The 23,513-nt window shown below is 46.9% G+C and carries 21 protein-coding genes; 12 read left to right on the forward strand and 9 right to left on the reverse strand.

Annotated elements, in window-relative coordinates; genetic code table 11:
- Window positions 1-85 precede the first annotated feature (85 nt).
- Together ACO6V5_RS12815 and ACO6V5_RS12820 are read right to left on the reverse strand one after the other, a co-directional pair.
- On the reverse strand, window positions 86-679 hold the full coding sequence (locus ACO6V5_RS12815; protein WP_422132671.1) for a cob(I)yrinic acid a,c-diamide adenosyltransferase: 594 nt from the start codon (window positions 677-679) through the stop codon (window positions 86-88).
- A gap of 47 nt (window positions 680-726) precedes the next feature.
- A complete protein-coding gene (locus tag ACO6V5_RS12820; RefSeq protein ID WP_422492116.1) occupies window positions 727-2,172 on the reverse strand; it encodes a cobyric acid synthase in 1,446 nt (481 codons plus the stop codon).
- A gap of 265 nt (window positions 2,173-2,437) precedes the next feature.
- Between ACO6V5_RS12820 and waaA the strand changes: the two genes are divergently transcribed.
- Window positions 2,438-3,727: a lipid IV(A) 3-deoxy-D-manno-octulosonic acid transferase gene (waaA, locus tag ACO6V5_RS12825; protein ID WP_422132669.1), complete on the forward strand. Its 1,290-nt coding sequence runs from the start codon at window positions 2,438-2,440 to the stop codon at window positions 3,725-3,727.
- Window positions 3,728-3,972: 245 nt separating this feature from the next.
- Here the strand turns inward: waaA and ACO6V5_RS12830 are convergent, their stop codons facing one another.
- Complete coding sequence (locus tag ACO6V5_RS12830) at window positions 3,973-4,299, reverse strand: hypothetical protein (RefSeq protein WP_422132668.1); 327 nt, start codon at window positions 4,297-4,299, stop codon at window positions 3,973-3,975.
- Window positions 4,300-4,648: 349 nt separating this feature from the next.
- On the opposite strand from ACO6V5_RS12830, the gene ACO6V5_RS12835 reads away from it, so the two are divergent.
- Complete coding sequence (locus ACO6V5_RS12835) at window positions 4,649-5,662, forward strand: IS110 family transposase (protein ID WP_422132667.1); 1,014 nt, start codon at window positions 4,649-4,651, stop codon at window positions 5,660-5,662.
- A gap of 247 nt (window positions 5,663-5,909) precedes the next feature.
- Here the strand turns inward: ACO6V5_RS12835 and ACO6V5_RS12840 are convergent, their stop codons facing one another.
- Both ACO6V5_RS12840 and ACO6V5_RS12845 read right to left on the reverse strand, forming a co-directional pair.
- Window positions 5,910-6,506, reverse strand: a complete 597-nt coding sequence (locus ACO6V5_RS12840; RefSeq protein WP_422411361.1) for a hypothetical protein — start codon at window positions 6,504-6,506, stop codon at window positions 5,910-5,912.
- Between the two features lie 332 nt (window positions 6,507-6,838).
- Window positions 6,839-8,239, reverse strand: coding sequence for a TolC family outer membrane protein (locus ACO6V5_RS12845; RefSeq protein WP_422411359.1), 1,401 nt, complete (start codon window positions 8,237-8,239; stop codon window positions 6,839-6,841).
- A 241-nt stretch (window positions 8,240-8,480) separates the two neighbouring features.
- Here ACO6V5_RS12845 and ACO6V5_RS12850 point away from each other — a divergent pair, with 241 nt between their 5' ends.
- From ACO6V5_RS12850 to ACO6V5_RS12865, 4 genes are all read left to right on the forward strand, one after another.
- Entirely contained in the window at window positions 8,481-9,131 is a 651-nt protein-coding gene (locus ACO6V5_RS12850; protein WP_422411357.1) for a cupin domain-containing protein, read from the forward strand.
- 26 nt (window positions 9,132-9,157) lie between these two features.
- Window positions 9,158-9,598, forward strand: a complete 441-nt coding sequence (locus ACO6V5_RS12855; protein ID WP_422132663.1) for a DUF1249 domain-containing protein — start codon at window positions 9,158-9,160, stop codon at window positions 9,596-9,598.
- A gap of 101 nt (window positions 9,599-9,699) precedes the next feature.
- Window positions 9,700-10,482, forward strand: a complete 783-nt coding sequence (gene cpdA, locus ACO6V5_RS12860; protein ID WP_422411355.1) for a 3',5'-cyclic-AMP phosphodiesterase — start codon at window positions 9,700-9,702, stop codon at window positions 10,480-10,482.
- A gap of 91 nt (window positions 10,483-10,573) precedes the next feature.
- Entirely contained in the window at window positions 10,574-10,828 is a 255-nt protein-coding gene (locus ACO6V5_RS12865) for a hypothetical protein (protein ID WP_422132661.1), read from the forward strand.
- Window positions 10,829-10,875: 47 nt separating this feature from the next.
- Here ACO6V5_RS12865 and ACO6V5_RS12870 read toward each other — a convergent pair whose 3' ends face one another.
- Window positions 10,876-11,643: an alpha/beta fold hydrolase gene (locus ACO6V5_RS12870; RefSeq protein WP_422132660.1), complete on the reverse strand. Its 768-nt coding sequence runs from the start codon at window positions 11,641-11,643 to the stop codon at window positions 10,876-10,878.
- Window positions 11,644-11,815: 172 nt separating this feature from the next.
- Here ACO6V5_RS12870 and ACO6V5_RS12875 point away from each other — a divergent pair, with 172 nt between their 5' ends.
- Entirely contained in the window at window positions 11,816-12,724 is a 909-nt protein-coding gene (locus ACO6V5_RS12875; RefSeq protein WP_422411353.1) for a hypothetical protein, read from the forward strand.
- 69 nt (window positions 12,725-12,793) lie between these two features.
- Here the strand turns inward: ACO6V5_RS12875 and ACO6V5_RS12880 are convergent, their stop codons facing one another.
- The 3 genes from ACO6V5_RS12880 to ACO6V5_RS12890 all read right to left on the reverse strand — a co-directional run bounded on the left by ACO6V5_RS12880 (window position 12,794) and on the right by ACO6V5_RS12890 (window position 15,457).
- Entirely contained in the window at window positions 12,794-13,627 is an 834-nt protein-coding gene (locus ACO6V5_RS12880) for a thymidylate synthase (protein ID WP_422132658.1), read from the reverse strand.
- 39 nt (window positions 13,628-13,666) lie between these two features.
- The gene (lgt, locus tag ACO6V5_RS12885) at window positions 13,667-14,536 is read right to left on the reverse strand and encodes a prolipoprotein diacylglyceryl transferase (RefSeq protein ID WP_422132657.1); all 870 of its coding nucleotides are present in this window, start codon (window positions 14,534-14,536) and stop codon (window positions 13,667-13,669) included.
- 132 nt (window positions 14,537-14,668) lie between these two features.
- The gene (locus ACO6V5_RS12890; RefSeq protein WP_422132656.1) at window positions 14,669-15,457 is read right to left on the reverse strand and encodes a sulfite exporter TauE/SafE family protein; all 789 of its coding nucleotides are present in this window, start codon (window positions 15,455-15,457) and stop codon (window positions 14,669-14,671) included.
- A gap of 372 nt (window positions 15,458-15,829) precedes the next feature.
- On the opposite strand from ACO6V5_RS12890, the gene ACO6V5_RS12895 reads away from it, so the two are divergent.
- The 5 genes from ACO6V5_RS12895 (at window position 15,830) to ACO6V5_RS12915 (ending at window position 23,442) form a co-directional block, all read left to right on the forward strand.
- On the forward strand, window positions 15,830-16,726 hold the full coding sequence (locus tag ACO6V5_RS12895) for a lysophospholipid acyltransferase family protein (RefSeq protein WP_422132655.1): 897 nt from the start codon (window positions 15,830-15,832) through the stop codon (window positions 16,724-16,726).
- 394 nt (window positions 16,727-17,120) lie between these two features.
- Window positions 17,121-18,539, forward strand: a complete 1,419-nt coding sequence (locus ACO6V5_RS12900) for a glutamate decarboxylase (RefSeq protein ID WP_422132654.1) — start codon at window positions 17,121-17,123, stop codon at window positions 18,537-18,539.
- 87 nt (window positions 18,540-18,626) lie between these two features.
- Window positions 18,627-20,213 carry a putative glutamine/gamma-aminobutyrate antiporter GadC gene (gene gadC / locus ACO6V5_RS12905; RefSeq protein ID WP_422132653.1) on the forward strand — a complete coding sequence of 529 codons (1,587 nt, stop codon included), beginning with the start codon at window positions 18,627-18,629 and terminating at the stop codon, window positions 20,211-20,213.
- A complete protein-coding gene (glsA, locus tag ACO6V5_RS12910; protein WP_422411349.1) occupies window positions 20,210-21,148 on the forward strand; it encodes a glutaminase A in 939 nt (312 codons plus the stop codon). The genes gadC and glsA overlap by 4 nt, the downstream gene beginning before the upstream one ends.
- Before the next feature lie 371 nt (window positions 21,149-21,519).
- Entirely contained in the window at window positions 21,520-23,442 is a 1,923-nt protein-coding gene (locus ACO6V5_RS12915) for a PrkA family serine protein kinase (RefSeq protein WP_422411347.1), read from the forward strand.
- Window positions 23,443-23,513 lie beyond the last annotated feature (71 nt).

Raw genomic sequence — 23,513 nt, forward strand, 5'->3', positions numbered from 1 at the left:
GCCGTTGCCACCGTGGGACCTTCGTAAAGGTCGGGCATATTACCCGAACTTTCGTGTTAATTCACCCCTCTTGAGAAAGGCGACATTAACCCTGAACTTTTGATTTGGGAGAGGGCTGCCAGAGCACCTCTCCTTCGTTCTTTCTGGCACAATGCCTTGAAAGCACATACATCACATCGGACAGCCTGTTGAGAAAGGTAATGAGAGGGGCATTAATGTCGACACCAGATTCACGCAATCGGACCACAGCACGTTCGGCCCTGCGCGAAACCGTTCTTACCATATGACAATGACAGGCGGCAGCCCCGCCACCGGGCAATGTAAAATTTTTCAATGGTGGTAAATCTTCATTCAACTCGTCAATCAATGTCTCCATGACTGTCGTATGCTCTTCCTGAATCAATTGATATCCGGGCATGGCCAACTCTCCACCGACATCAAACAGCCTGTGCTGAATCTCGCTGACCCGACTCAGCTGCGACTCGGTCAAGTCATCAGACTGCCTGAGCACATTTAGCAACATACCCATCCAGCTGTTTGTCTCATCAACGGAGCCAATAGCTTCAATCCGATCATCCGCTTTTGACAGAACATCACCACTGCCAATCCGGGTGGTTCCCTTATCACCAGTACGGGTATAAATTTTGGTCAGCCGATAGCCCTTGCGCTCTTCTGTCATCTTAAATATTCCCTCAGACGTAATTATTTGAAGTAACGAAATATTTTTCACTGATAAACAGCTAACAATTTGTTCAAATCAATATTCTGCTCAACAGCATCCGCCATTCTATTAATACCTTCTTCCCTGAGCGCTTCGTAGTCCACTGCCGCTAATTGCCTGAGACCAGACCAGGTTAAAAAGGCATTACAGGCTGCCGTTGTTTCAAAAATGCCATGCAAATAAGTACCAAATATCTGGCCATCTTCAGACATGACACCGTCCACCCCCTGTTTCAGTTGAATGAGAGGATTATCAAGAGCCGAACCCCGGGTAATACCCGCATGAATTTCATAACCGGTCACTGGAACCTTTTCCATATCGGGAAGAGAGAGGCAACCAGCCACCTGTTTCAGCTGCTTTTGGGGGGCTATTGTGGTTTCCAGGTTCAGCAACCTCAATCCTTCAGTGCTGCCAGGTTCTCCTTCGATACCCTGAGGGTCATGTACAATATTGCCGAGCATTTGATAGCCTCCGCAGATGCCCATCAGCTTTCCACCATATCGCAGATGCCTGAGAATATCCTGATCCCATTCATTCTCTCTTAGATAGTCGAGATCAATCCGGGTATTTTTGGTACCGGGAATAATAATCAGATCCACCGGAGGAATGGGTTCGCCTTTGCCAACAAAGTGAATCTGAACATCAGGTCTCAGCCTAAGGGGATCAAAATCAGTGTGATTACTGGTACGGGTCAGTATAGGCACCGCAATTTGTAAAACTGAATCATTATCATGAGAAACCTGTTGTGACTCAATTGCATCTTCAGCCTCCAGATGCAGGCCATGAAGATAAGGAAGCACACCCAGCACCGGCTTACCCGTTTTTTTCTCGAGCCATTCCAGTCCCGATTCCAGTAGTTTGATATCACCTCTGAAGCGATTGATCACAAAACCGGCTACCCGTCTTTGCTCTGATTCTGACAATAGTGCCAATGTTCCATAAAGATGGGCAAAAACCCCGCCTTTATCGATATCAGCAACAATAATGACCGCACAGTCGGCGGCCTGGGCAAACCCCATGTTGGCAATATCCCTGTCACGCAGATTGATTTCTGCCGGACTTCCCGCCCCTTCAACCAGCACGAAACGGTATTGCTCTGCCAGCCTGCGCCAGGATTCGAGGACGCACTCCAGCAACCTCGGTTTGAATTCATGATAGGTCTGGGCATTCATTTCCCCGATAGAACGTCCATTGACGATCACCTGTGCACCTGTATCGGAGTTAGGCTTCAACAACACCGGATTCATATCCGTATGGGGCTCAAGACCCGCCGCTAATGCCTGCAGCGCCTGGGCTCTGCCAATTTCGCCGCCATCCTCGGTCACCGCACTGTTCAGAGCCATGTTCTGTGGTTTGAAGGGAACCACTGGAATACCCCGCCTGCTGAAAGCTCGACAAAGTCCGGTAACCAGCGCACTTTTCCCCGCATCACTGGTGGTTCCCTGAACCATGAGAGTCCGTCGCCCGGGCGGTATTGAGTGATTCATAAGTTCCAGAATGGCAGTCCTGACAATAAGGTGAGGCAGTTTGATATTGTTCAGTGGATGGATGCAAGCGCTTTCTTGATGCCCAGCATCATTTCTCCATGGGTTACATCAGTGTTCGAAAGCCCCCATCACTGAAAGCCGGACAGATTCGACTCATAAATCTATTTCGGGTCAGGCTCTATCTGTTAACATACTTGGTAGTCCAACTCCTAACGAATCCAGCCCGAGCATGAGTCGATACTTATATTCACTTTTATTGTACCTTTTGGTGCCCGCTGTCCTGATCAAGCTGATTCTGCGCACTAGAAAATCTCCTGCATATGGTCATCGCTGGGGTGAACGCTTTGGTTTTATCAAAAAGTTGCCCAATGACAAACCCGTCATATGGATCCATTCCGTTTCTGTGGGTGAGACCATAGCCAGTGCGCCCATGGTTAAAGCCTTGATGAATCAATACCCCAATTACCGCTTTGTCGTCACCACCATGACACCCACCGGCTCCGAGCGTGTTAAAAAAATATACGGTGACCGTGTTTCTCATGTCTATTGCCCCTACGATTTGCCAGACGTGCAAAACCGTTTTTTAAATCGGACTCACACCAAAATGGCTTTAATCATGGAAACAGAGCTATGGCCCAACACCATTGCCGCCTGTAAAGCCAGAAACATTCCCGTGGTTATCATCAATGCCCGGTTGTCAGAGAAGTCGGCCCGGGGTTATGCAAAATTAAGCTCGCTGACTCGAAATATGATGCAGAACATCCATCAGGTAGCCTGCCAGACCGAGAATGACGGTGAACGATTCAAACAACTGGGCTTGCCTGCTGAACGTCTGGCCATAACCGGCAGCGTCAAGTTTGATATGTCTGTGGATGATGAGATCAACAACAGTGCAGCTTTGCTTAAATCCACATGGGAATCGGGATTGGGCCACAAGACAAAAATACTGATAGCTGCCAGTACCCACGACGGCGAGGACAAGCCGGTTCTGGATGCTTTTCGCAAAGTGCACGAGAAATTATCCGATACTCTGTTGTTGCTTGTTCCCCGACATCCCGAACGCTTTGACCGTGTTTTTGAACTGTCAGAAAGTCTCGGGTTCATCACCATAAGACACAGTCAGGCGACAGAAACATCTGCAGATACCCAAGTAATCATTGGCGACACCATGGGTGAGCTGATGAAGCTGTATGCAACATCAGACATAGCCTTTGTCGGGGGTAGTCTGATTAAGAACGGAGGTCATAATATGCTGGAGCCCGCCGCCCTGGGGATACCTGTTTTATCCGGTCCCAGCGTTTATAACTTCACAGATATCAGCCAACAGCTAGAAGACGCTGGCGGTATGAAAACCATACAGAACTCAGATCAACTGGCAGCAGTCGTATACGATCTGCTGACAGACGATGCAGCCAGAAAAAAGATGGGCGGCCAGGCTCAAAGATTTGTGGAAGGTAATAGAGGTGCATTGCAAAAGCTTTTGAAACAGGTGTCAGAAACCATTGATCATCTTGACTGAGTGGCCACAGAAAGTACACTGATCGCCTGACTGGACATCAGAGCCAACTCACCTGGACAGAGTCGATAAATGTCTCGACTCTGGCTCCTGCGTCGTTCTACCTCATGAATCCATTGACTCGAAGCGCACCTTTTAAATTATCGACCTCCGGTAGAATACGAAGTGGCAATTTAGCCGTAGGACCTGTGTCTATTTTATCGGGGGAGTATCATGGCTCACTGTGTTCGCCACCTTTGCTAAAAGCATTAGCTGCCATGCCAGTTGTCAGCGCTCGAACTGTCTTCCAGCAAACAAAATTCAGAATAACCGGCTTTGCAAATATTTTTTACTATTTCTAAATATTTTGTCTTCAGCATAGCTAGAATAACATTGGAACTGTACATTGGAAGTGAGGATATGTACCCTTGTGTAAAACTATTAAAAGGGATTAACAGACATTCATGATTTCTTCCGCAATTTGCATCGGTGTCCAGCTCATCATAAAGATCAATCATATTTAATAGCCACAACCCTAATTCTTCTTTCACTTTAACTTCTCTTCCAATATATCTATTATCATCCGCTAAATCCAAGATATATATTTTATCTTTATCTTCATGATATTTTTCATTCCTGGTATTTCTATCACTAAGATGTAGCCTTACAGATCTATTTAATATGACATCTATATCGTGACTAGGAGCCTGACCGAGAATAGCGCCCGTAGCGAGGACGGCAGAAAATTGAGGATGAAAATTCGGTTTTGTGAGGAGAATAGCGAGCTATTTGACGAACAAAAGCGGATTTTCAGACCAATTTGCTGCCGCCGCAGTAGGGCAGTCTATTCTCGGTCTAATGGGATGGTCCGCCCCTCCTAAACGGCTTCAAATGAGCCAAAATGGAGTTAACCATTTAAACAGGATTAACCGGAGCGAACCACCCATGACTATTTCAGTACTTGGTATCGATATTGGCAAGAACAACTTTCACCTGTTTGGTGTTGATGACCAGGGTAGCAAAGTCATCAGAAAGAAGTTGTCCAGGAAGAACCTTTTGGAGTACGTGGCAAATCTGGAGCCATGCATTATCGCTATGGAAGCTTGTGGTGGTGCTCACTATTTGGCTCGGTTATTCAAGAACTATGGGCATACTGTCAAGCTGATTTCACCTCAATTTGTCAAGCCTTATGTCAAGACCAACAAAAATGACTACAACGATGCTGAAGCGATTGCAGAAGCAGCTTCACGGCCCAGCATGCGTTTTGTACCTGTTAAAACGTCAGAGCAGCAGGCCTGGCAACTTCTGCACCGCTATCGTCAACAAGCGGTTGATCAGAGAACTGCCCTGGTTAACCAGATCCGGGGGTCACTATTGGAAGAAGGTATTGTGGTTGCCCAGGGTATTGGTAAAGTTCGTGCACAGCTTCCACGAATTCTGGAAGATGCTGAAAATGGACTCCATTCGCTGACTCGTGAGCTGCTACATGGTTTATCAGAAGAGTTGGCCAGTCTTGACAAGCGTATTCAACAGTATGACCAGAAAATTCAGGAGCTGGCTGAAAACGACGACGAATGTCGTCGAATGATGACTATGCCGGGTATCGGAGCCATCACTGCCACAGCATTGAAGGCAGCCGTTGGTGATGCGACGTATTTTAAATCTGGTCGACACCTTGCCGCATGGTTGGGATTAGTTCCAAGACAGCATTCCACAGGCGGTAAGTCAGTCCTGCTGGGCATCAGTAAACGGGGTGATAAATACCTGCGCACATTATTGATACACGGCGCACGTTCGGTACTCCACTGCCTCAAAAATAAGGATGACCGCTGTAAAAAATGGGTTAGCCAACTTAATGAGCGCAGCAATCACAACGTTGCCGCCGTTGGTCTGGCTAATAAAATGGCTCGGATTGTCTGGGTCATCATGACCCGAAATGAAGTTTACAAGGCTGCATAATGAGGTAAAGGCGGCAGCGGCAAAGTAAAGCATAAGCTTAATCAAAGGGGAACCCCCCGCAGATTGCGATGAGCATGTACAGTTGATGGCAAACAGGTAAAAACCGGCAACCTGAAACCTGATAGGAGCCTTGGCCCTTGAGGCCGTCGGACTGATAAGGCCAGGTTGCGCGGATACCCATCAGGGCCAGAGGGTTAGACCTCATGAATAGGCCGTATATATGATTGCAGTTATCTTTGTTTGCTAATTAACAAAACAGGCTCTTGCAAAACGGGGCGGACCATATAAGGCTCCTAGGCTTTTCAGGGTCAAGATGATTAACTGATAAAACCTGCCCGTAGCGATAAAATGCTTTCTTCAAGGTTTCTTTGCGTATTTTTTCGTTAAAATACTTACTGTAAATATCTGATAATGTTTCACTAGGAACCCAGGCATATCTGGCAACCAAATGTTTTTTATTTTCCAGAATAAAGGTTTCACCTTTTTCAGGAAATACCAGTTCTGCATTTTTTAAACCAAGCCATGAATAATTCTTATATTCTTTCTTTAATTTCCACTCAGTATCAAAATGAGTGTTTTCACATGACTCGCAGTCTTCTCTTGTAATTTTAACAAACCACCTTTTGTTCAGAGATATAACAGAAAAGACTTTTTCAACCTGGCTGCCAGAAGTCTTTATCTCTTCTATCTCTTGTAAATGATCATCGAAAAGTATTCTGACGGCATCATAGTATGAGTTAACTTTTCCAAAATCTGGCAATTTTGGAAGCCCTTTAAAATCTGCTTTTAAAGAAAAAGGATACATCAAGCAGAACAGAAATATTACCAGATGCTTTTTAAACATTTTTTCGACTCAAGTATTTTTATTGTTATCGGTATTTCAAAAAATAGCTTTACCACTCAACCTCAAGGCAGCCAAAAAGCGAATTAGATGCTCTTGCCAGGCTTTTATTGTCGACGGTCATCCCATCAATGAGGGAGTCCAAACTACTGACTGCATCATTAAGTGGTGATGCATTGGCATTGTATGAATACAAAATAGAGATAATAAAAGTAATTCGAGTTATTACACTTGCTCTGTGATTTTTAACGCTTGAGATCTATGGACAAAATAATAGCGCTGAAACCAGCGCTATTATTTTGTCATCCAAGCCTGTTTAAACCAAAATGTCTCTGTCAGTTTGCACGACACTGGGCAGGAATGGACATCTCCTCTGAAGACACTATCCAGTTATTCAGCTGGGTAAGGTCTTCCGGATTCAGGGTACCTGCTGTCTGCTTCAGCTTCAATGTGTTCACGATAAAGTCGTAGCGGGCATTCAGGTAATCACGCTGGGCAGCAAACAGTGTCTTCTGGGCATCGAGAACATCGGTAATGTTACGGGTACCAACTTCATAGCCGCTCTCTGTCGCTTTCAACGCACTTTCAGAAGAGACAATACCCTGACAACGGGCTTCTACACGAGCGACATCAGAATTGACGGTGCGGAACAGGTTACGGGTACCGGAGTTAATCTCGCGCAACGCCTTGTCGTAATTCTGCTGAACCGATTCCATCTGGTAAGTCGCCTGGCGAACCTGAGAGCTGGTTGCACCACCGGCAAACAGTGGCAGGGTAAATTTAACGCCTACTACGGTTTGGTCACCATCACCTGTCATCATTGCGCCGGTATTGGGATCAAATCTTTTGGCAGAGTCAGCATCACTGGAGTTGTAGTTATAACTGGCAAAAGCATCAACTGTAGGTGCATGTCCTGACTGCTTGGCCTTGATATTGCTCTCTGCTGCCTTCAGGCTTTCACGCGCTGCCTCGAGCTTCAGGTTATTCTTGAGCGCGCTGTTTACCCAGTCATCAGAGCTAGCGGGCGTGGGAGCAGTGACAGGCATGGTCTTGTTCAGCTTGCCAATGTCCCGAACATCTTTATTGATGATTGTGCGCAGCGCTTCATAAGACACCGAGAGGCTGTTTTCACCATCAATCCGGGCCACCCGGGCGCCGTCGTAGCGCGCCCTGGCTTCGAGAACATCAGTCTCCGCAATAAGACCCACATTATAACGTTCACGAGCCTGATCCAGCTGCTGTTTAACCGCTTTTTCTTCGGCTATGGAGGTGATCAGACTGTCTTCAGCTCTAAGCACATTGAAGTAGGCTTCTGCAACCCTGAGAATAAGATTCTGTTGCTCATAGCTAAAAGTGACTTCCGCCTGGGCACTTTGAAACTTGGCGGTATCATAACCAAACCAGCTGGCCATATTGAATAATGGCTGGCTTAAAGTGGCTCCCCAAGTATGAGAGTTATAGTCGTCTTTAACGTCACTGACTGTTGCCTCGAGGGATGTTTTGTTGTACTGAGTTCCACCCGACAAAGACAAATTGGGCAGCAACAGGGCTCTTGCCTGGGTGCTACCTTCCTGAGTCGCCATCATATCGGCACGTGCAGCGGCCAGCTGGGCATCATTTTTCAACGCCAGATTATATACTTCCAGCAAGTTGTATTCAGTCTCAGCCGCTTGGGCAGACATAATTGAGCTGGCCAGGGCTGCCAGTAAAAAGCCTTTAAGATAAGTTTTTGGCATATCTCCAGTTCCTTGAAAAATGGGCCCGAAAGCCGAACAATAATGTCGGTTTACCCGTTGTTACTCAAGCGCAACTCGCTGAATTTACACTAGTTTACCTGTCGTCAAAAGCAATAAACTCAATGTGAAAAGATTTGAACTGGCTTCTTAATACAGGCGACCATGAATCCAATAATTGTTTGATCAGGAAACCGACACCGAATGGTCATCCATTGTCTTATAGTTAAACAGGTAATATTCCATGCTGAACATGAACTTTAAGGAATCCGTTGTTATTCAAACCGAAAATCAGCAGTGGCAACCAAGCCCCGCCAGTAAAGTGTTCCGTAAGCCACTGGCTCGGGAAGATAAGGAGTCAGGACATGCCACCAGCATCGTTCAGTATATTGCCGGTGCCAGTTTTCCTGCGCACCCTCACCCGAATGGTGAGGAAATTCTGGTACTCTCAGGAACTTTTTCCGACGAAACGGGAGATTTTGGTCCAGGTAGCTATCTGCGAAATCCACCAGGCAGCCAGCACGCGCCTTTCAGTAAAGAAGGCTGCGTGATATTCGTGAAGCTATGTCAGTTTGATCCGTCAGACAGGCAAACTGTTCGAGACAATATGTTCGAAGCCCTGGGCCGGAATGATTCAACCGGTGTTGCTGAAGTGTTTCTATATCAGTTTAAAGATGAGAAAGTTTCTACCCTCAGAATTCCTGCAGGGAAAACCCTGTCTCTGCAAGACAGGTCTGGAGGACTAGAAATACTGGTTATTTCTGGTAAGCTTTCGACGGCTTCAGGAGACTGGCCTGCTGGCACATGGATACGAACCCCACATTTTAATTACGATCTTGAACCGGCAACGGAAGACACTATCGTTATGATCAAGACTGGTCACCTTCCTCTTTAGCACGGCCATGCACTACAATTGAGCATATGGACACCAGGACAGAAAAGGCTCGCTACAAAGCCGACCTCATCAAGCAGCAAAACTTGTGTGAAAGGAATTTTCATAAACTCATGCTTCTGCTGCCCGATCTTGAGCAAAAAGATAACGTTGCTCTTTCATTTTATTTCGCTGGCAAGAAAGGACAGGCATGGTTTCAGGTGCTCGAGCGGGCTCCTTTTACGACCGTTCTGCAAGTCGATCTGGATGCAGCCTGGGGTGAGTGGCTGAGGCTGCCCGAGTTCCGAATCCGAATTTATCTGGATGTCAGAATGGCCGAGATCATCAGTGTCAATAAAGAACGACACTTCAAGGCTATCTATCCTTATCCCAATGAAAAGATGCTCATGCCTGACGAAAAGGAACAGTTGAATCAGCTTTTTTCCGAATGGCTGAACTTCTGTCTGACTCATGGTTTAAGTCAAATCTGATATGAACTGAAGACGTGCGAAGAGTGACTGCTTTATTCTGGCCTCCCTGATAAAATTATGAAGAAGACTCGCTGCACCCATTATGAATTATCAGAGGACCTATGACCGGAATACGCATCATTCAGTTAACGGATACCCATCTGTTCGGCTCTTCTGATCGCAGATTGATGGGAGCAGACACCAATCAGAGTTTTCTCGACGTTTGGGAGAAGATTCAATCCTCGTCCTTTAACCCGGACATTTTCCTTGTCACCGGAGACCTTACCCAGGACGAGAGCCTGGAATCCTACCAATCGTTGAAAACGGTTCTGGATACCAGTGAGAAACCTTATCTCTGGACTTGTGGAAATCATGATGATGCTCAACTGATGCAACAGGTCAGCCCGCAAGCCATGAGTCCTTATCTGGATTCAGGCTCCTGGCAGATCATTATGCTTAATTCCCAGATTCCGGGGCAGGTTCCGGGCTTTTTATCGGACAAAGAGCTCCAGCTTCTGGAAAAACACCTCTCTGAGACCCCGCATAAACACACACTGGTGGCTTTTCACCATCCGGCCTACATCATTGAGAGTCAGTGGTTGGACGCTATCAGCCTGAAGAACGCTGAACAGTTTATGAGCCTGATCCAGTCATACTCCAATGTCCGGGTGGTTATCAATGGTCATATCCATCAGGAACGGGATCAGACCATCAAAAATACCCGGTTTCTTTCTACCCCTTCTACTTGTGTCCAGTTCAAGCCTGAGTGCGATAATTTTATGCTGGATGACCGCTGGCCAGGCTATCGAGAGCTTGAGCTAATGCCTGATGGCACCTTACATACACGGGTGGTTCGACTGGAAGGCTACTCTTTAAAACCGGATCTCACTGCTAACGGCTATTGATAACCCCCTTCAATATCAGCATTTTTTATTAGAACCCTGACTGTTTTTTTCTAGATTGATAATTAGGAGTAGTAAAAAAGGAAGTAAGATTATGTCCAGGGTTAGGTCAATGCAGTTCGATGACCAGGATAAGATCTTTTGGGATTCAGGTCAGGAATTCAGAAAGAGACAAACCGCCAAGGAACGCTGCAAGCAGAGAAAGAAGAAATCCATTCGACAAGGCATTGAAGATTATTGGGATAAAAAGTCCCTCCGTCAAAACCTCGCCGATTCCCACGACGATTTAGATGACGATGACGATTACAGTCAATGGGATGACATAGAGGGTGAACAACCCAGGCATTGAAGTTGATACAGTAAAGCCGCCCGTCTGAGGCGGCTTTTCTTGTTACTTCAGGATTCAAGAAAGCGCATCAAAGTACGAGCGACCAATTCTGGCTTTTCGGCATGCAACCAATGTCCTGTACCGGCAATTTCTCTCATGGCTGCTTTTGGAAATCGTTTAAGTACTTCTTCCCGGTGTTCTGCGAGAATGTAATCCGAGTTACCGCCTTTCAGGAATAATACATCACCTTCAAAAGACTCCTTTCCGGAATGACCCGCAGAAATATTCAGGTAGTTATGATGAATCGCTTCCAGGTTCATTCTCCAGCGGTAATTTCCCTCGTCATTGCGATAAAGGTTCTTCAGAAGAAATGTTCGAACAGCCAACTCTTCTACATGCTGGCGCAGAGCATGATCGGCATCGCCACGCTTCTGTATAGTCTCAAGATCAACAGCAAACAAACCTGCAAAAACATCGTCGTGCCGTCGCACCCTGTAATGCACGGGAGCTATATCCATAACAGCCAGCTTGTTTACCCGCTCAGGGTGAGTCAAAGCCACTTCCATAACGACTTTACCGCCCATAGAGTGTCCTAGCAGGTGTGCTTTCTCAATCTGCTGATCATCCAGGTACTCAACGACATCGGCAGCCATGACAGGATAATCCATTGCATCATCATGGGGAGAGCGACCATGGTTGCGTACATCCAGACCGTGTACCATGAATCTTTCTGCAAGCTGCCGATTGATAGCCCCCAGGTTTTCCTGTGATCCAAATAATCCGTGCACACTAACCAGGTGCTCACCTTCTCCCTGTTGTCTGGCATACAATTTCATGGGTTATTTAATCTCTCCTTCGTCTTGCAGCGATCCACGCAGGATAAGGCATCATACTGGTTGACCACGTGGACATTGTATTTCCTTAAGATACTTTATCAGTATGGTCTTTCTTCAGTAATACGGAAAAAGCCTAAGACACTCCCTCAGACGTAATGCTAGTCTGAACTTTATGACTTCACTATCTGGTAAGGACACCATTATGAAAGGCTCTCAATGGCTCCGCGGCCTCTTAATCTCGGTATTTTGTCTGCCTGCCTGGTCTGCGCCCCCCTTAAAACCCGAACTGCTCTCCGAGCAGGTGCAGGCAGACAAAGAAGGGTGGTGGAAAACTGGTTTCCTGGTTGGCACGGTTTCCTCAAAAGGCTGGGAAGTGGGCTTTATCTGGGAATCCGGAGAGCTGGAAGTTCTGGCAGGGAAAGGCACCTTGAATGGCACAAACTACCCAGCCAAAACCTACGAGGTATCGGTACAACCTGAATTTTATTACCTCTGGGACAAACTGAGAGTTTCCAGGAAACCTTTAGTGATCAGATACCAATATCCATTTTGGTCTAACCCCTTCGCTACTAACAGTGGTTATCGAGTGATTGATGTCCAACCGGTTGAGAGCAGCTTTTCCAAAACGCCTTCATTTACACAATACCCTAATGGCATAGATTTAAATCCGACGATAAAAAATTCAGGAACCTACACTCAGCGGCAAACATTCGGCCTGGTGCTCCATGTAGCCCGTTGGCTACTGAACCACAAATGTACGGTATACCTTCATTTGGGTGGCACCGCCAGGAGTCTGAAAAGCAGGCCGACTTATAAACCGTCTCTTGAATACAATGTCGATAAGCGTGAATATGAACACAGAACGGTTTTAACCTATGAAACTTATGAAGTAGAAGTGCCTAACGTTGTTAAGTTATACACGGACAGCGAAGCCACTTGTCGCTATGCAGAAGATTCCGCTATATCGCAGTCAGAAGTCTATGTTGAATACTATGGAGTAAAAGCCCAGGCTGATACCGCGACGTTCTCAATCCTCAACTCCATCCATGTTGCCCCCCCCTTCGACGAAGAAGAAAATTAATGATTCAATCTGACGTAACAACGGCCTCTGGCCTGATACGTCAGAGCACTTGAAAACCTCGAAAACTGATTAAACCGAAACAGCCGCCCTGATATGAGGATGAGCCTGGTAATCAACCAACTCAAAGTCATCAATAGTAAATTCAAACAGCTCCCTGATGACAGGATTCAACTTCATTGTTGGCAAGGGAAGTGGCTTGCGGGTTAGCTGCTCTTCTGCCTGTTCCAGATGGTTGGAGTATAGATGGGCATCACCAAAGGTATGAACAAAATCCCCCAGCTCCAGGTCACAGACCTGGGCAATCATCATGGTGAGTAGTGCATAAGAGGCGATATTAAAAGGCACACCCAGGAAAATATCAGCACTGCGCTGGTAGAGCTGGCAGGACAGCTTGCCGTCCAGAACATAGAACTGAAACAGACAATGACAGGGAGGTAAGGCCTGCTTACCCATCGCGGCATTGTCTTTAGGGCTGAACTTTACGTCCGGCAGCACACTGGGATTCCAGGCACTGATGACCAGCCTTCTGGAATCTGGATTGGTTTTTATTTCATCCAGCAGCCACTGTATCTGATCAAACGTTTCTCCGTTTACACCTTCCCAGCTCCGCCACTGCTTGCCATAAACAGGGCCCAGATCACCTTCGTCCGTCGCCCATTCGTCCCAGATTCTGACACCGTTTTCCTTCAGATAGGCGATATTAGTGTCGCCCTTCAGGAACCAGAGCAGCTCATGAATAATGGAGCGCAGGTGGCACTTCTTGGTGGTAACCAAGGGGAAACCTTTCGACAGATCAAAGCGCATTTGATAACCAAAAACACTGTAGGTTCCAGTGCCGGTCCGATCAGATTTGAAAGTTCCTTGCTCTTTTACATGACGCAGGAGATCAAGATACTGTTTCATGACATTGATCCTTTATTTTATTAACGCTCATGGCTGTTATTAACGCTCATGGCTGACTTCCTTAGCGGGCTTGGGTTTATATTTTTTCAACCAGGCCCGGTCATCCTGATTCTGACCATCCACCAGTGGGAACTTTTTATAGGCTACCACCATAAGCGCCACACCCAGAAAAATCATGGGCACTGTCAGCAACTGCCCCATGGTCATCCAGTCAAAAGCAATAAAGCCCAGCTGCTGGTCGGGTTGCCTTACGAATTCTACGCAGAAGCGTCCGATGCCATAGATCAACAAGAATAGTCCCGATACAGCCATACGGGGACGTGGTTTGGCCGAGAACCACCAGAGTGCTCCAAACAGGATGACACCCTCAATAACAAACTGGTAAAGCTGTGATGGATGTCTTGGCATCCGGGAGGGGTCTGTCGGAAATACCATAGCCCATGGAACATCAGTTACCCTTCCCCATAGCTCACCACCTATAAAGTTACCCAGACGGCCCATACCCAACCCCAGTGGAATGAAAGGGGCAATAAAATCCGTCATCTGAAAGAAGTTCTTGTCAATCCTGCGACCAAAGAGGAATACGGCCAGCAGAACCCCCAGCAGACCACCGTGGAAAGACATGCCACCTTCCCAGATACTGAATAGCCAGAGCGGATTTTGCAGAAAATAATCAAAGTTGTAGAACAGCACATAGCCCATGCGCCCACCTACTATGACCCCGACAGCTATGTAGAACAATAAATCCCCGATTTGTTCGGGATTCCATAAGCCGTTTGATTTCCTGGCTCTCTGGACCGCAAGCCACCAGCCTCCGGCAAAACCCACCAGATACATCAGGCCGTACCAGTGGACTTTGAGTGGCCCAAGGCTGATCGCAACGGGATCAATTTGAGGATATGGGATCACAGGAGGATTCCGGATAGTTCTCAAGGTTTGCTATTACACACCCCTCTCTCTCAGTTCGAGTGGAGTGCCATGGATACGAGTTGGACCAGTGTATCAGCTGTACAGAGGAGTGAGCCAGCTGGCCGGACTCTTTTACATTGAGAAAAGAAACTTAAACCCTACTATCACTAGCAGGAGAGCAAAGAGTTTTTGCAGCTTTTCGGAAGGCAGCTTATGGGCTAACTGAGCGCCAAAGCGGGCGAAGAGCATACTGGTCAAGACAATGCCAAGAAATGCCGGCCAATAGACATAGCCAGTGCTCATCGTCGGCAGCAGCTCGTTTTCCCAACCCAGAAACATGTTCGCAGCAGTTCCCACAAGAGCAATCGGTAAACCACATGCAGCAGAAGTCCCCACCGCATCAGTCATTGAGAGATTGCACTTGCGCAAAAAGGGTACCGACAGGCTTCCACCCCCGATGCCAAACATACTGGAAGCCCAACCGATGACACCTCCAGCTGCCACCAGTATTGGTCGTGCCGGTACCTTGCTGCTTTCAGAAAGCTTGAAGCCAAACCACATCTTTGCAGCCACTGCCAGGGCAAATGCCCCAATAAGTTTCTGAAGCATAGAACCTGACATCTGGATCGCTGTGTAAACCCCCAGCCATGAACCCAACAGAATCCCCAGAGCCAAAACGCTGAAAACAGGCCACTGAACAGCACCCTTGGCATTATGAGTCCTAATGGAGCTGACTGAAGTAACAACAATAGTGGCAAGCGAGGTACCCACAGCCAGATGAGTGAGAATATCGGGAGATAATCCTTGCAGTTCGAAACTAAATACCAGCACCGGAACAATTATCAGCCCTCCACCAATCCCGAACAGACCGGCCAGAGTCCCGGCCAGAGCACCGAGCAGCAGGTAGGAAAGAAAAATCATTAAACAACTATCCAGCTAAGCAGCCTCAAATCAGGAATCCTGTTGTGATTACCCATAGCCAAGGCCAACAAATATTATCAGGGCAGCATTCCTTGATGGAATGAAGAGTGACCCTTATTGTAAATAAAATCAACAAGTAAATTAACTAGAAAACAGCGATTTAGCTCATCTCTTTCAAAAACATAACCCGACGGGAAGCTCATTAAGGCTCAACACAATGACCGCATTTAATACAGCATCTAAGCAACGTCCCTGTATGCGGGGCGTTGTGCAACATAAACAACAAAGTACAAATTTTGCCCATCGACTGGTAATAAAGCATTCCTTCACCTAATCTGGTTGTCACAATTTTTTTACATAACAAGAATAAAAATGGCGATACTCTTAAAGTCCGGCTGGAAGGACTCAGTGTTGGATCTCTTAATCGGGCTCTTGTCCCGAACGCCTCAGGTGCTTTATTCTGTCATAGGCCTGATATTTTCTTACGTCTTGCGAGCTAAAAAGGGGCATATTGCCCGAGCGTCACTACAACTAGCTCTATTGCCTGTATCCGAGAAGACGCATAAACAGATCATTCGACAGTCTGCACGTCACACCGTTGATTATATTCTTACCCTGCCTTTTCTTGATAAAGTGCCTTATCTGCTCAACAATCAGGATGTCATTGCCCGCGCCCTTTCAGAAAACAAGGGTGTGGTTGTACTCTCTCTCCACTTGGGCCCTCCTGATTTGGGAACCCTGGCACTCTCACAACGGGGTTTACCGGCAACTACCCTGATTGGTTCAGGAAAGCAGTCGCCTTTGACTCATAAGTTCGGAAAAGCATTTCTTTTGAGGGTCGGCATTGAGCCCATTGTGAAAGGTGACCCCACTGCCCTGCTTCAGGCTCTGAAAAAGAAAAAAGCCGTATTTCTATACAGCGATCTCCGCTCAAAAGAGATGCCTGTAACATTTTTTGGACAGGCAACCCGGGCCCCTGCCTGCGGAATCATGACAGCTCATCTTCTAAAAACTCCCGTTCTCTTTCACTACTGCACGTTTGAAAATAATCAATGGCAGTTGCATTTTGAGCCTCTGCCACTGACCCGAACCGGTAACAGAAAACTGGACACCCAGCACGACCTTCAACAACTGATGCACAGAATGGAACAGGTGATCAGGGAAAACCCCCAACTTTGGATATGGCATTACGACCGGTTCAAGTTGAAAAACAAGATTTACGGGAACAAAAGCATTTCATTATCTTCAACCAAGCCGGATGTATCATAAAATCGACTAGTGCGAGTATAGATGGCTCAAGATCAGTCCCCTGAACGACAGCTCTCCTTACGAATTCAACGTTCAATTTTTTTCACTGGTGACTGTCTGACAACGCCCTTTATGACAACTTTCCATGACTGGCAAAAGCCTGTGATAATGGCGAGTTGTTCGATTAAGTTAAAGGTATTCATTGCACTGCTCTCAGTTATTCACTGATGGCGCTTTTCAGGAGATAAAAGTGTTACCAAAATTGCATTTAAGGGTATTGCTCGGGGCCGACTTTTCGTAATCTTTTCGTCATCTCAGCCTACTTCCAAGAACTTTGCTATACTCTTGTTACCGTTTTATCCTGTCACGTCTAATGTCAGTTATCTCTCGTTTCCAGTGATTTGGAACTGCAGCCATGCCTCTTCACTCTATCCATCGAAGTTATAGCAGGGACTATCAAAAGACTGATGACGTCTACGCATCGTCTGATTTGTCCGTCAGTATGCCCAGGTACGAAATGCCGAAAACATCCGAAGATCCTCGGCATGCTTATCAGGTCGTTCATGATGAGCTGATGCTGGACGGTAATTCCCGTCAGAATCTGGCTACCTTTTGCCAGACGTGGGTAGATCCGGAGATTCATGCAATCATGGATGAATGTGTCGACAAAAATATGATCGACAAGGATGAATACCCTCAAACAGCAGAATTGGAAAGACGATGTGTGCATATTTTGGCTGATTTGTGGAATTCACCGGATGCAGCAAACACCTTGGGCTGTTCCACTACTGGCTCAAGCGAAGCTGCCATGCTCGGCGGTATGTCTCTTAAGTGGCGATGGCGTGAGCGGATGAGGCAACAGGGCAAACCTGTTGACAGGCCGAATCTTGTTTGCGGTCCAGTGCAAATCTGCTGGCATAAATTTGCCCGTTATTGGGATATAGAACTTCGTGAGATTCCAATGGAAGGCGACCGTCTTATAATGACTCCGGAAGAAGCCGTTAAGCGCTGCGATGAAAACACGATTGGTGTCATTCCAACACTGGGCGTCACCTTTACCTGCCAGTATGAACCAGTAGAGGCGGTTTGCAAGGCTTTGGATAAACTTGAGGAGGATACTGGTCTCAATATCCCAGTGCATGTCGACGCTGCAAGTGGGGGCTTTCTTGCTCCTTTTTGCCAGCCAGATTTACTTTGGGATTTCAGACTGCCAAGGGTAAAGTCCATCAACGCCTCCGGTCACAAATTTGGTCTGGCGCCTCTAGGCGTTGGCTGGGTCATCTGGAGAGATCATGAAGATTTGCCTGAGGATTTGATTTTCCGGGTCAATTATCTTGGCGGTGATATGCCAACTTTTGCTCTGAACTTTTCCCGTCCCGGAGGTCAGATTGCGGCTCAATACTATATTTTCCTGCGTCTTGGAAAAGAGGGTTATCAACGTATACAGCAAGCCTGTTATGACACAGCCCAATACCTCAGCAAAAAGATCGAAAGCCTGGGTTTGTTCGACGTAATCTACAATGGAAACGGCGGGATCCCGGCCATAAGCTGGTCACTGAAGCAGAACGTTAACCCCGGCTTTAACCTATATGACCTGTCGGATCGCATTCGCATCAGGGGCTGGCAGATTGCAGCCTATTCAATGCCAGCCAACCGTGAGGATCTGGTTATCATGAGGATTCTCGTTCGTCATGGTTTCAGTCGGGATCTGTCAGACTTACTGATTGATGACCTCAGACGTTGCCTTGATTACTTTGAGAATCATCCTGTAGAAAATTCGGGTAACGAAGGGGATTCATCGAGCTATAACCACACTGGCTTCAAGTCCAAATGACTCACCTCTGCTCAGGCTAGCCTGACTCTTTTATCAGACAACTCCCCCCTCCCAGGGTAACAATGTCTGGAATGAGGTAAACACCTTATGGCTGACAATTCCTCTACTGGAGTCAGTGTTAAGAAGTTCACAGTTTTTACACTGGCAATTATGAACATCGTTGCGGTGGTCAGCCTTCGTGGCTTACCCGCAGAGGCTGAATATGGGCTTAGTTCAGTTTTCTACTACATCTTTGCAGCAGTAGTCTTTTTGATACCGGTATCTCTTGTTGCCGCAGAACTTGCCACCGGCTGGCCTGAAAAAGGCGGTGTATTCCGCTGGGTTGGAGAAGCCTTTGGCCCGAGATGGGCTTTTCTGGCCATGTTTATGTTATTTATTGAAGTCAGTGTGTGGTTTCCTACTGCATTAACTTTTGGCGCAGTATCTCTGGCATTTGTTGGACCGGACCAAACCTGGGATCAGGCCCTGTCTTCCAATAAACTATTTGTGCTTGCTGTTGTTCTTGTCATCTACTGGTTAGCCACTTTTATCGCGTTTCGGGGCGTAGACGCATTCTCTAAAGTTTCGAAGTGGGGAGGGATGATTGGTACAATTATTCCAGCCGCTGCTTTGATTGTTTTGGGATTCAGCTACCTGTTCAGTGGTCAGCCAATTCATATTGAACTTAAGTGGGATGACATTCTTCCTGACTTCACTAATTTCAGCAACATTGTACTGGCTGCCAGCATTTTTCTCTTTTATGGCGGCATGGAAATGAATGCAATCCATGTAAAAGAGCTGGATAACGCGTCAAAATCTTACCCGATGGCCATCGCCGTAGCCTCCATTGGAACAGTAGCGATATTTGTTTTTGGCACACTGGCTATTGGTTTTATTATTCCTCAGTCAGATATTAATCTGACACAGTCACTTCTGGTGGCGTATCACGATCTATTCAAGTGGGCAGGTCTGGGCTTCCTTGCCCCGATTACGGCCATTTGCCTTGCTATCGGGGTTCTTGCCGGCATTGTCACATGGGTTGCAGGCCCGTCTTCGGGTTTGTTAACTGTTGCAAAGGCAGGTTATCTACCACGGTTCTGGCAGCACACTAATAAGCATGATATGGCAACTCACATCATGTTATTCCAGGCTGGAATAGTCAGTGTTTTGTCCGTGCTCTTTGTGGTAATGCCTTCTGTGCAGGCTGCCTACCAGATTCTCAGCCAACTTACGGTTATTCTTTATCTCGTGATGTACCTTCTTATGTTTGCTGCGGCAATACATCTGCGCTTTACTCAACCCAATCGCCCAAGACCATACAGTGTGCCCGGTGGCAAAGGTGGTATGTATCTGGTTGCAGGCATTGGCCTTTTTGGATCAATGATTGCGTTTATCTTCAGTTTTATTCCGCCAAACCAGATTGCTATAGGAAGTCCAACCACTTTCGTGTTCATTCTGATCGCTCTTACCATCCTCTTTATCATACTTCCTTTTATCATTTATGCCTGTCGGAAGCCGCACTGGAAAGACGAGCATGCCGACTTTGCTCCGTTTACCTGGGAGATTGAGGGTACTCACCCAGGCATCCCCAATGAATCTGATACTCACACCACACACCTGACAAAACAACATTTTCAATGGTTACACAAGAAGAGGGCTGAGAATCAGGTTGAAATTAAAGGAGATCAGGCATGAGCTTCAACACAACTCAGTTACAGGATCTTGCCAATGAAGCCCTGATACTTGGCAAGGCTTGTCTTGATGGGAAAAATGCCGATTATATTCCGTTCCTTGCCAGCGTCCCTCCTGATTTATGTGCCATATCCATATCCTGCTGTGATGGAACAATCATTCATAGTGGTGATTACGATTATGCTTTTGCCCTTGAGTCCATCAGTAAGGTGTGTTCAATGTCACTGGCTATGCAACAAAAAGGCTCCGAAGAGGTTAGAAAAAAAATCGGGGCTGAGCCTACGGGGTTGCCATTTAACTCTGTTCTGGCACTTACAGTACATCAAGACAAGCCGCTGACACCTCTGGTTAATGCCGGTGCCATTTCTACTGTAAGCTTTATTAATGCTCCCGATAAAGAGTCACGCTGGCAGATGATCCTTGATTTCCAGAGGAAAATGATGTCCCAAAACGTTCGTCTCTCAGAGGATGTTAACACTTCCGAGCAAGAGACCAACTTTCATAACCGGGCCATCGCATGGTTATTGTATGCAGCAGACAACTGCTTCAGCGATCCAATGGATGCCTGTGATGTATATACACGTCAATGCTCAACTTTAGTTAGTTGTGATGATCTGGCAACCCTTGGCGGGACACTGGCTAATGGTGGGGTAAATCCGGTCACGAAAGAAAAGGTAATTGACCAGGCACATATCGCGCCTATTCTCGCAGAAATGACGATGGAGGGTATGTATGACTATTCCGGGGACTGGGCATTTCTGGTGGGCTTGCCGGGTAAGAGCGGTGTTGGCGGTGGCGTAGTGGCTGTTGTTCCCGGAATGATGGCCATTGCCGGATTCTCACCACCACTGGACGAGGCTGGCAACAGTGTTCGAGCCATGAAAATGATTAGTCATATTGCCAATAGCCTTGATCTTAGTGTTTACTGCCCACCTTGAGGTAAAGAGTGCTCAAGATCAAACTCCTGAACGACGGCTCTCCTTACAACTTCAACGTTCAAAATTTTTCACTGGTGACTGTCTGAAAACCCCTATAAGATAGATTGGCTAACTCTCTCGAAAATTATATTTTTCCTTTTTTATCAACAAGTTACCCTCCTCTACCCAGACAAGAAAAAGTCCGAAAAGAAGTAGACATTTATACGGATAGTCTCTATAACATTTACTGTGACCAACACACACAGAGCACTTATAAAGTTACAGTGTCGTGTGAATCGCAGTAACAATTCGCGTTCAAATTACAGTGCCCAGACCAACAATAAAATAAGTACGCCTATGATCATGGAGGTCGTGGCGAGGGGGAGCCGGATATGTCTATTTTTTCTCACTATCAGGAAAGGTATGAATCAACTCAGCAAGAGGAGATGAGCCTTCAGGAATACCTCGACCTATGCAAGAGCACCCCTGGTGCTTATGCCAATGCGGCAGAGAGAATGCTGTCAGCCATTGGCGAAGCAGACATTGTCGATACGTCTCGTGACCCACGTCTGAGTCGTATTTTTTCCAATAAGTTGATCAAGCGCTATCCTGCTTTTGAAGAGTTCTATGGCATGGAAGAAGCGATCGAACAGATTGTTTCTTACTTTAAACATGCTGCACAGGGTCTGGAAGAGAAGAAACAGATTCTTTATTTGCTGGGTCCGGTAGGTGGCGGTAAGTCCTCTCTTGCTGAGCGTCTCAAAGCTTTGATGGAACTGAAACCATTCTATGCCATCAAGGGCTCGCCCGTATTTGAATCACCACTGGGTCTGTTTAATCCCGACGAAGACGGCAGGATTCTAACCGAAGAATACGGCATTCCCGGCCGCTACCTGAAATACATCATGTCTCCCTGGGCGGTTAAACGCCTGCACGAATTTGGTGGCGATATTTCCAGATTCCGTGTTGTTAAAGTCTACCCTAGTCGTTTAAATCAGGTGGCTATTGCCAAGACTGAGCCAGGTGATGAGAACAACCAGGACATTTCCAGCCTGGTTGGCAAAGTAGATATCCGTCAATTGGAAGAATTCTCTCAGGACGATCCGGATGCCTACAGTTTCTCTGGCGCACTGTGCCGTGCCAACCAGGGTGTGATGGAATTCGTGGAGATGTTCAAGGCACCTGTAAAGGTTCTACACCCACTATTGACTGCCACTCAGGAAGGTAACTACAACTCTACAGAAGGTATGGGGGCCATTCCTTTTGAAGGTATCTTGCTGGCGCACTCCAACGAATCCGAGTGGCAGACCTTCCGTAACAACAAGACCAACGAAGCATTTATTGATCGTGTCAACATCGTTAAGGTTCCTTACTGCACACGCATCAATGAAGAAGTGGGTATCTACGAAAAGCTGCTTGAACACAGCTCTCTGAAAGATTCGCCCTGTGCACCTGACACTTTGAAAATGCTGGCCCAGTTCTCTGTTCTGTCCCGCATCAAAGAGCCCGAGAACTCTTCCGTTTACTCCAAGATGCGGGTCTATAACGGTGAGAACCTGAAGGACACCGACCCTAACGCCAAGCCTCTGCAGGAGTATAAAGATTCAGCCGGTGTTGACGAAGGCATGGACGGACTCTCTACCCGCTTTGCGTTCAAGATTCTGTCCAAGGTCTTCAACTTTGACTCCACCGAAGTCGCAGCCAACCCTGTGCACCTGATGTACGTTCTGGAACAACAAATTGAACAGCAGCAGTTCCCGGATGAATTGACTGATCGCTACATGCGCTTCATCAAGGAATATCTGACACCTAAATATGTTGAGTTCCTGGGTAAGGAAATTCAGACCGCATACCTGGAGTCCTACTCCGATTATGGGCAGAACATCTTTGATCGCTACATCACTTACGCTGATTTCTGGATTCAGGATCAGGAATTTCGTGATCCCGATACCGGACACATTCTGGACCGCAGCGCCCTGAATGACGAGCTGGAAAAAATCGAGAAGCCTGCTGGCATCGCGAACCCGAAAGACTTCCGTAACGAAGTGGTTAACTTTGTTCTGCGTGCCCGGGCCAACCACGAAGGCAAGAACCCAAGCTGGTTGAGCTACGAGAAAATGCGTGCGGTGATCGAGAAGAAGATGTTCTCCAACACAGAAGATCTGCTGCCAGTGATCTCCTTTAATGCCAAAGGCTCGAACGAAGACCAACGCAAACACGCAGACTTTGTTAAGCGCATGGTTGAGTATGGATATACAGAAAAACAGGTTCGCCTGCTGTCCGAGTGGTACATTCGGGTTCGTAAGTCACAGTAAGTCATGAGCCCATTTGCGGCCCATGGCAGCGTTCTTGATTAATCACCACAGCGCCTTTGCGGGCGCTTGTG

Source organism: Endozoicomonas sp. ALD068, assembly GCF_049310145.1.
Lineage (GTDB): Bacteria > Pseudomonadota > Gammaproteobacteria > Pseudomonadales > Endozoicomonadaceae > Endozoicomonas_A.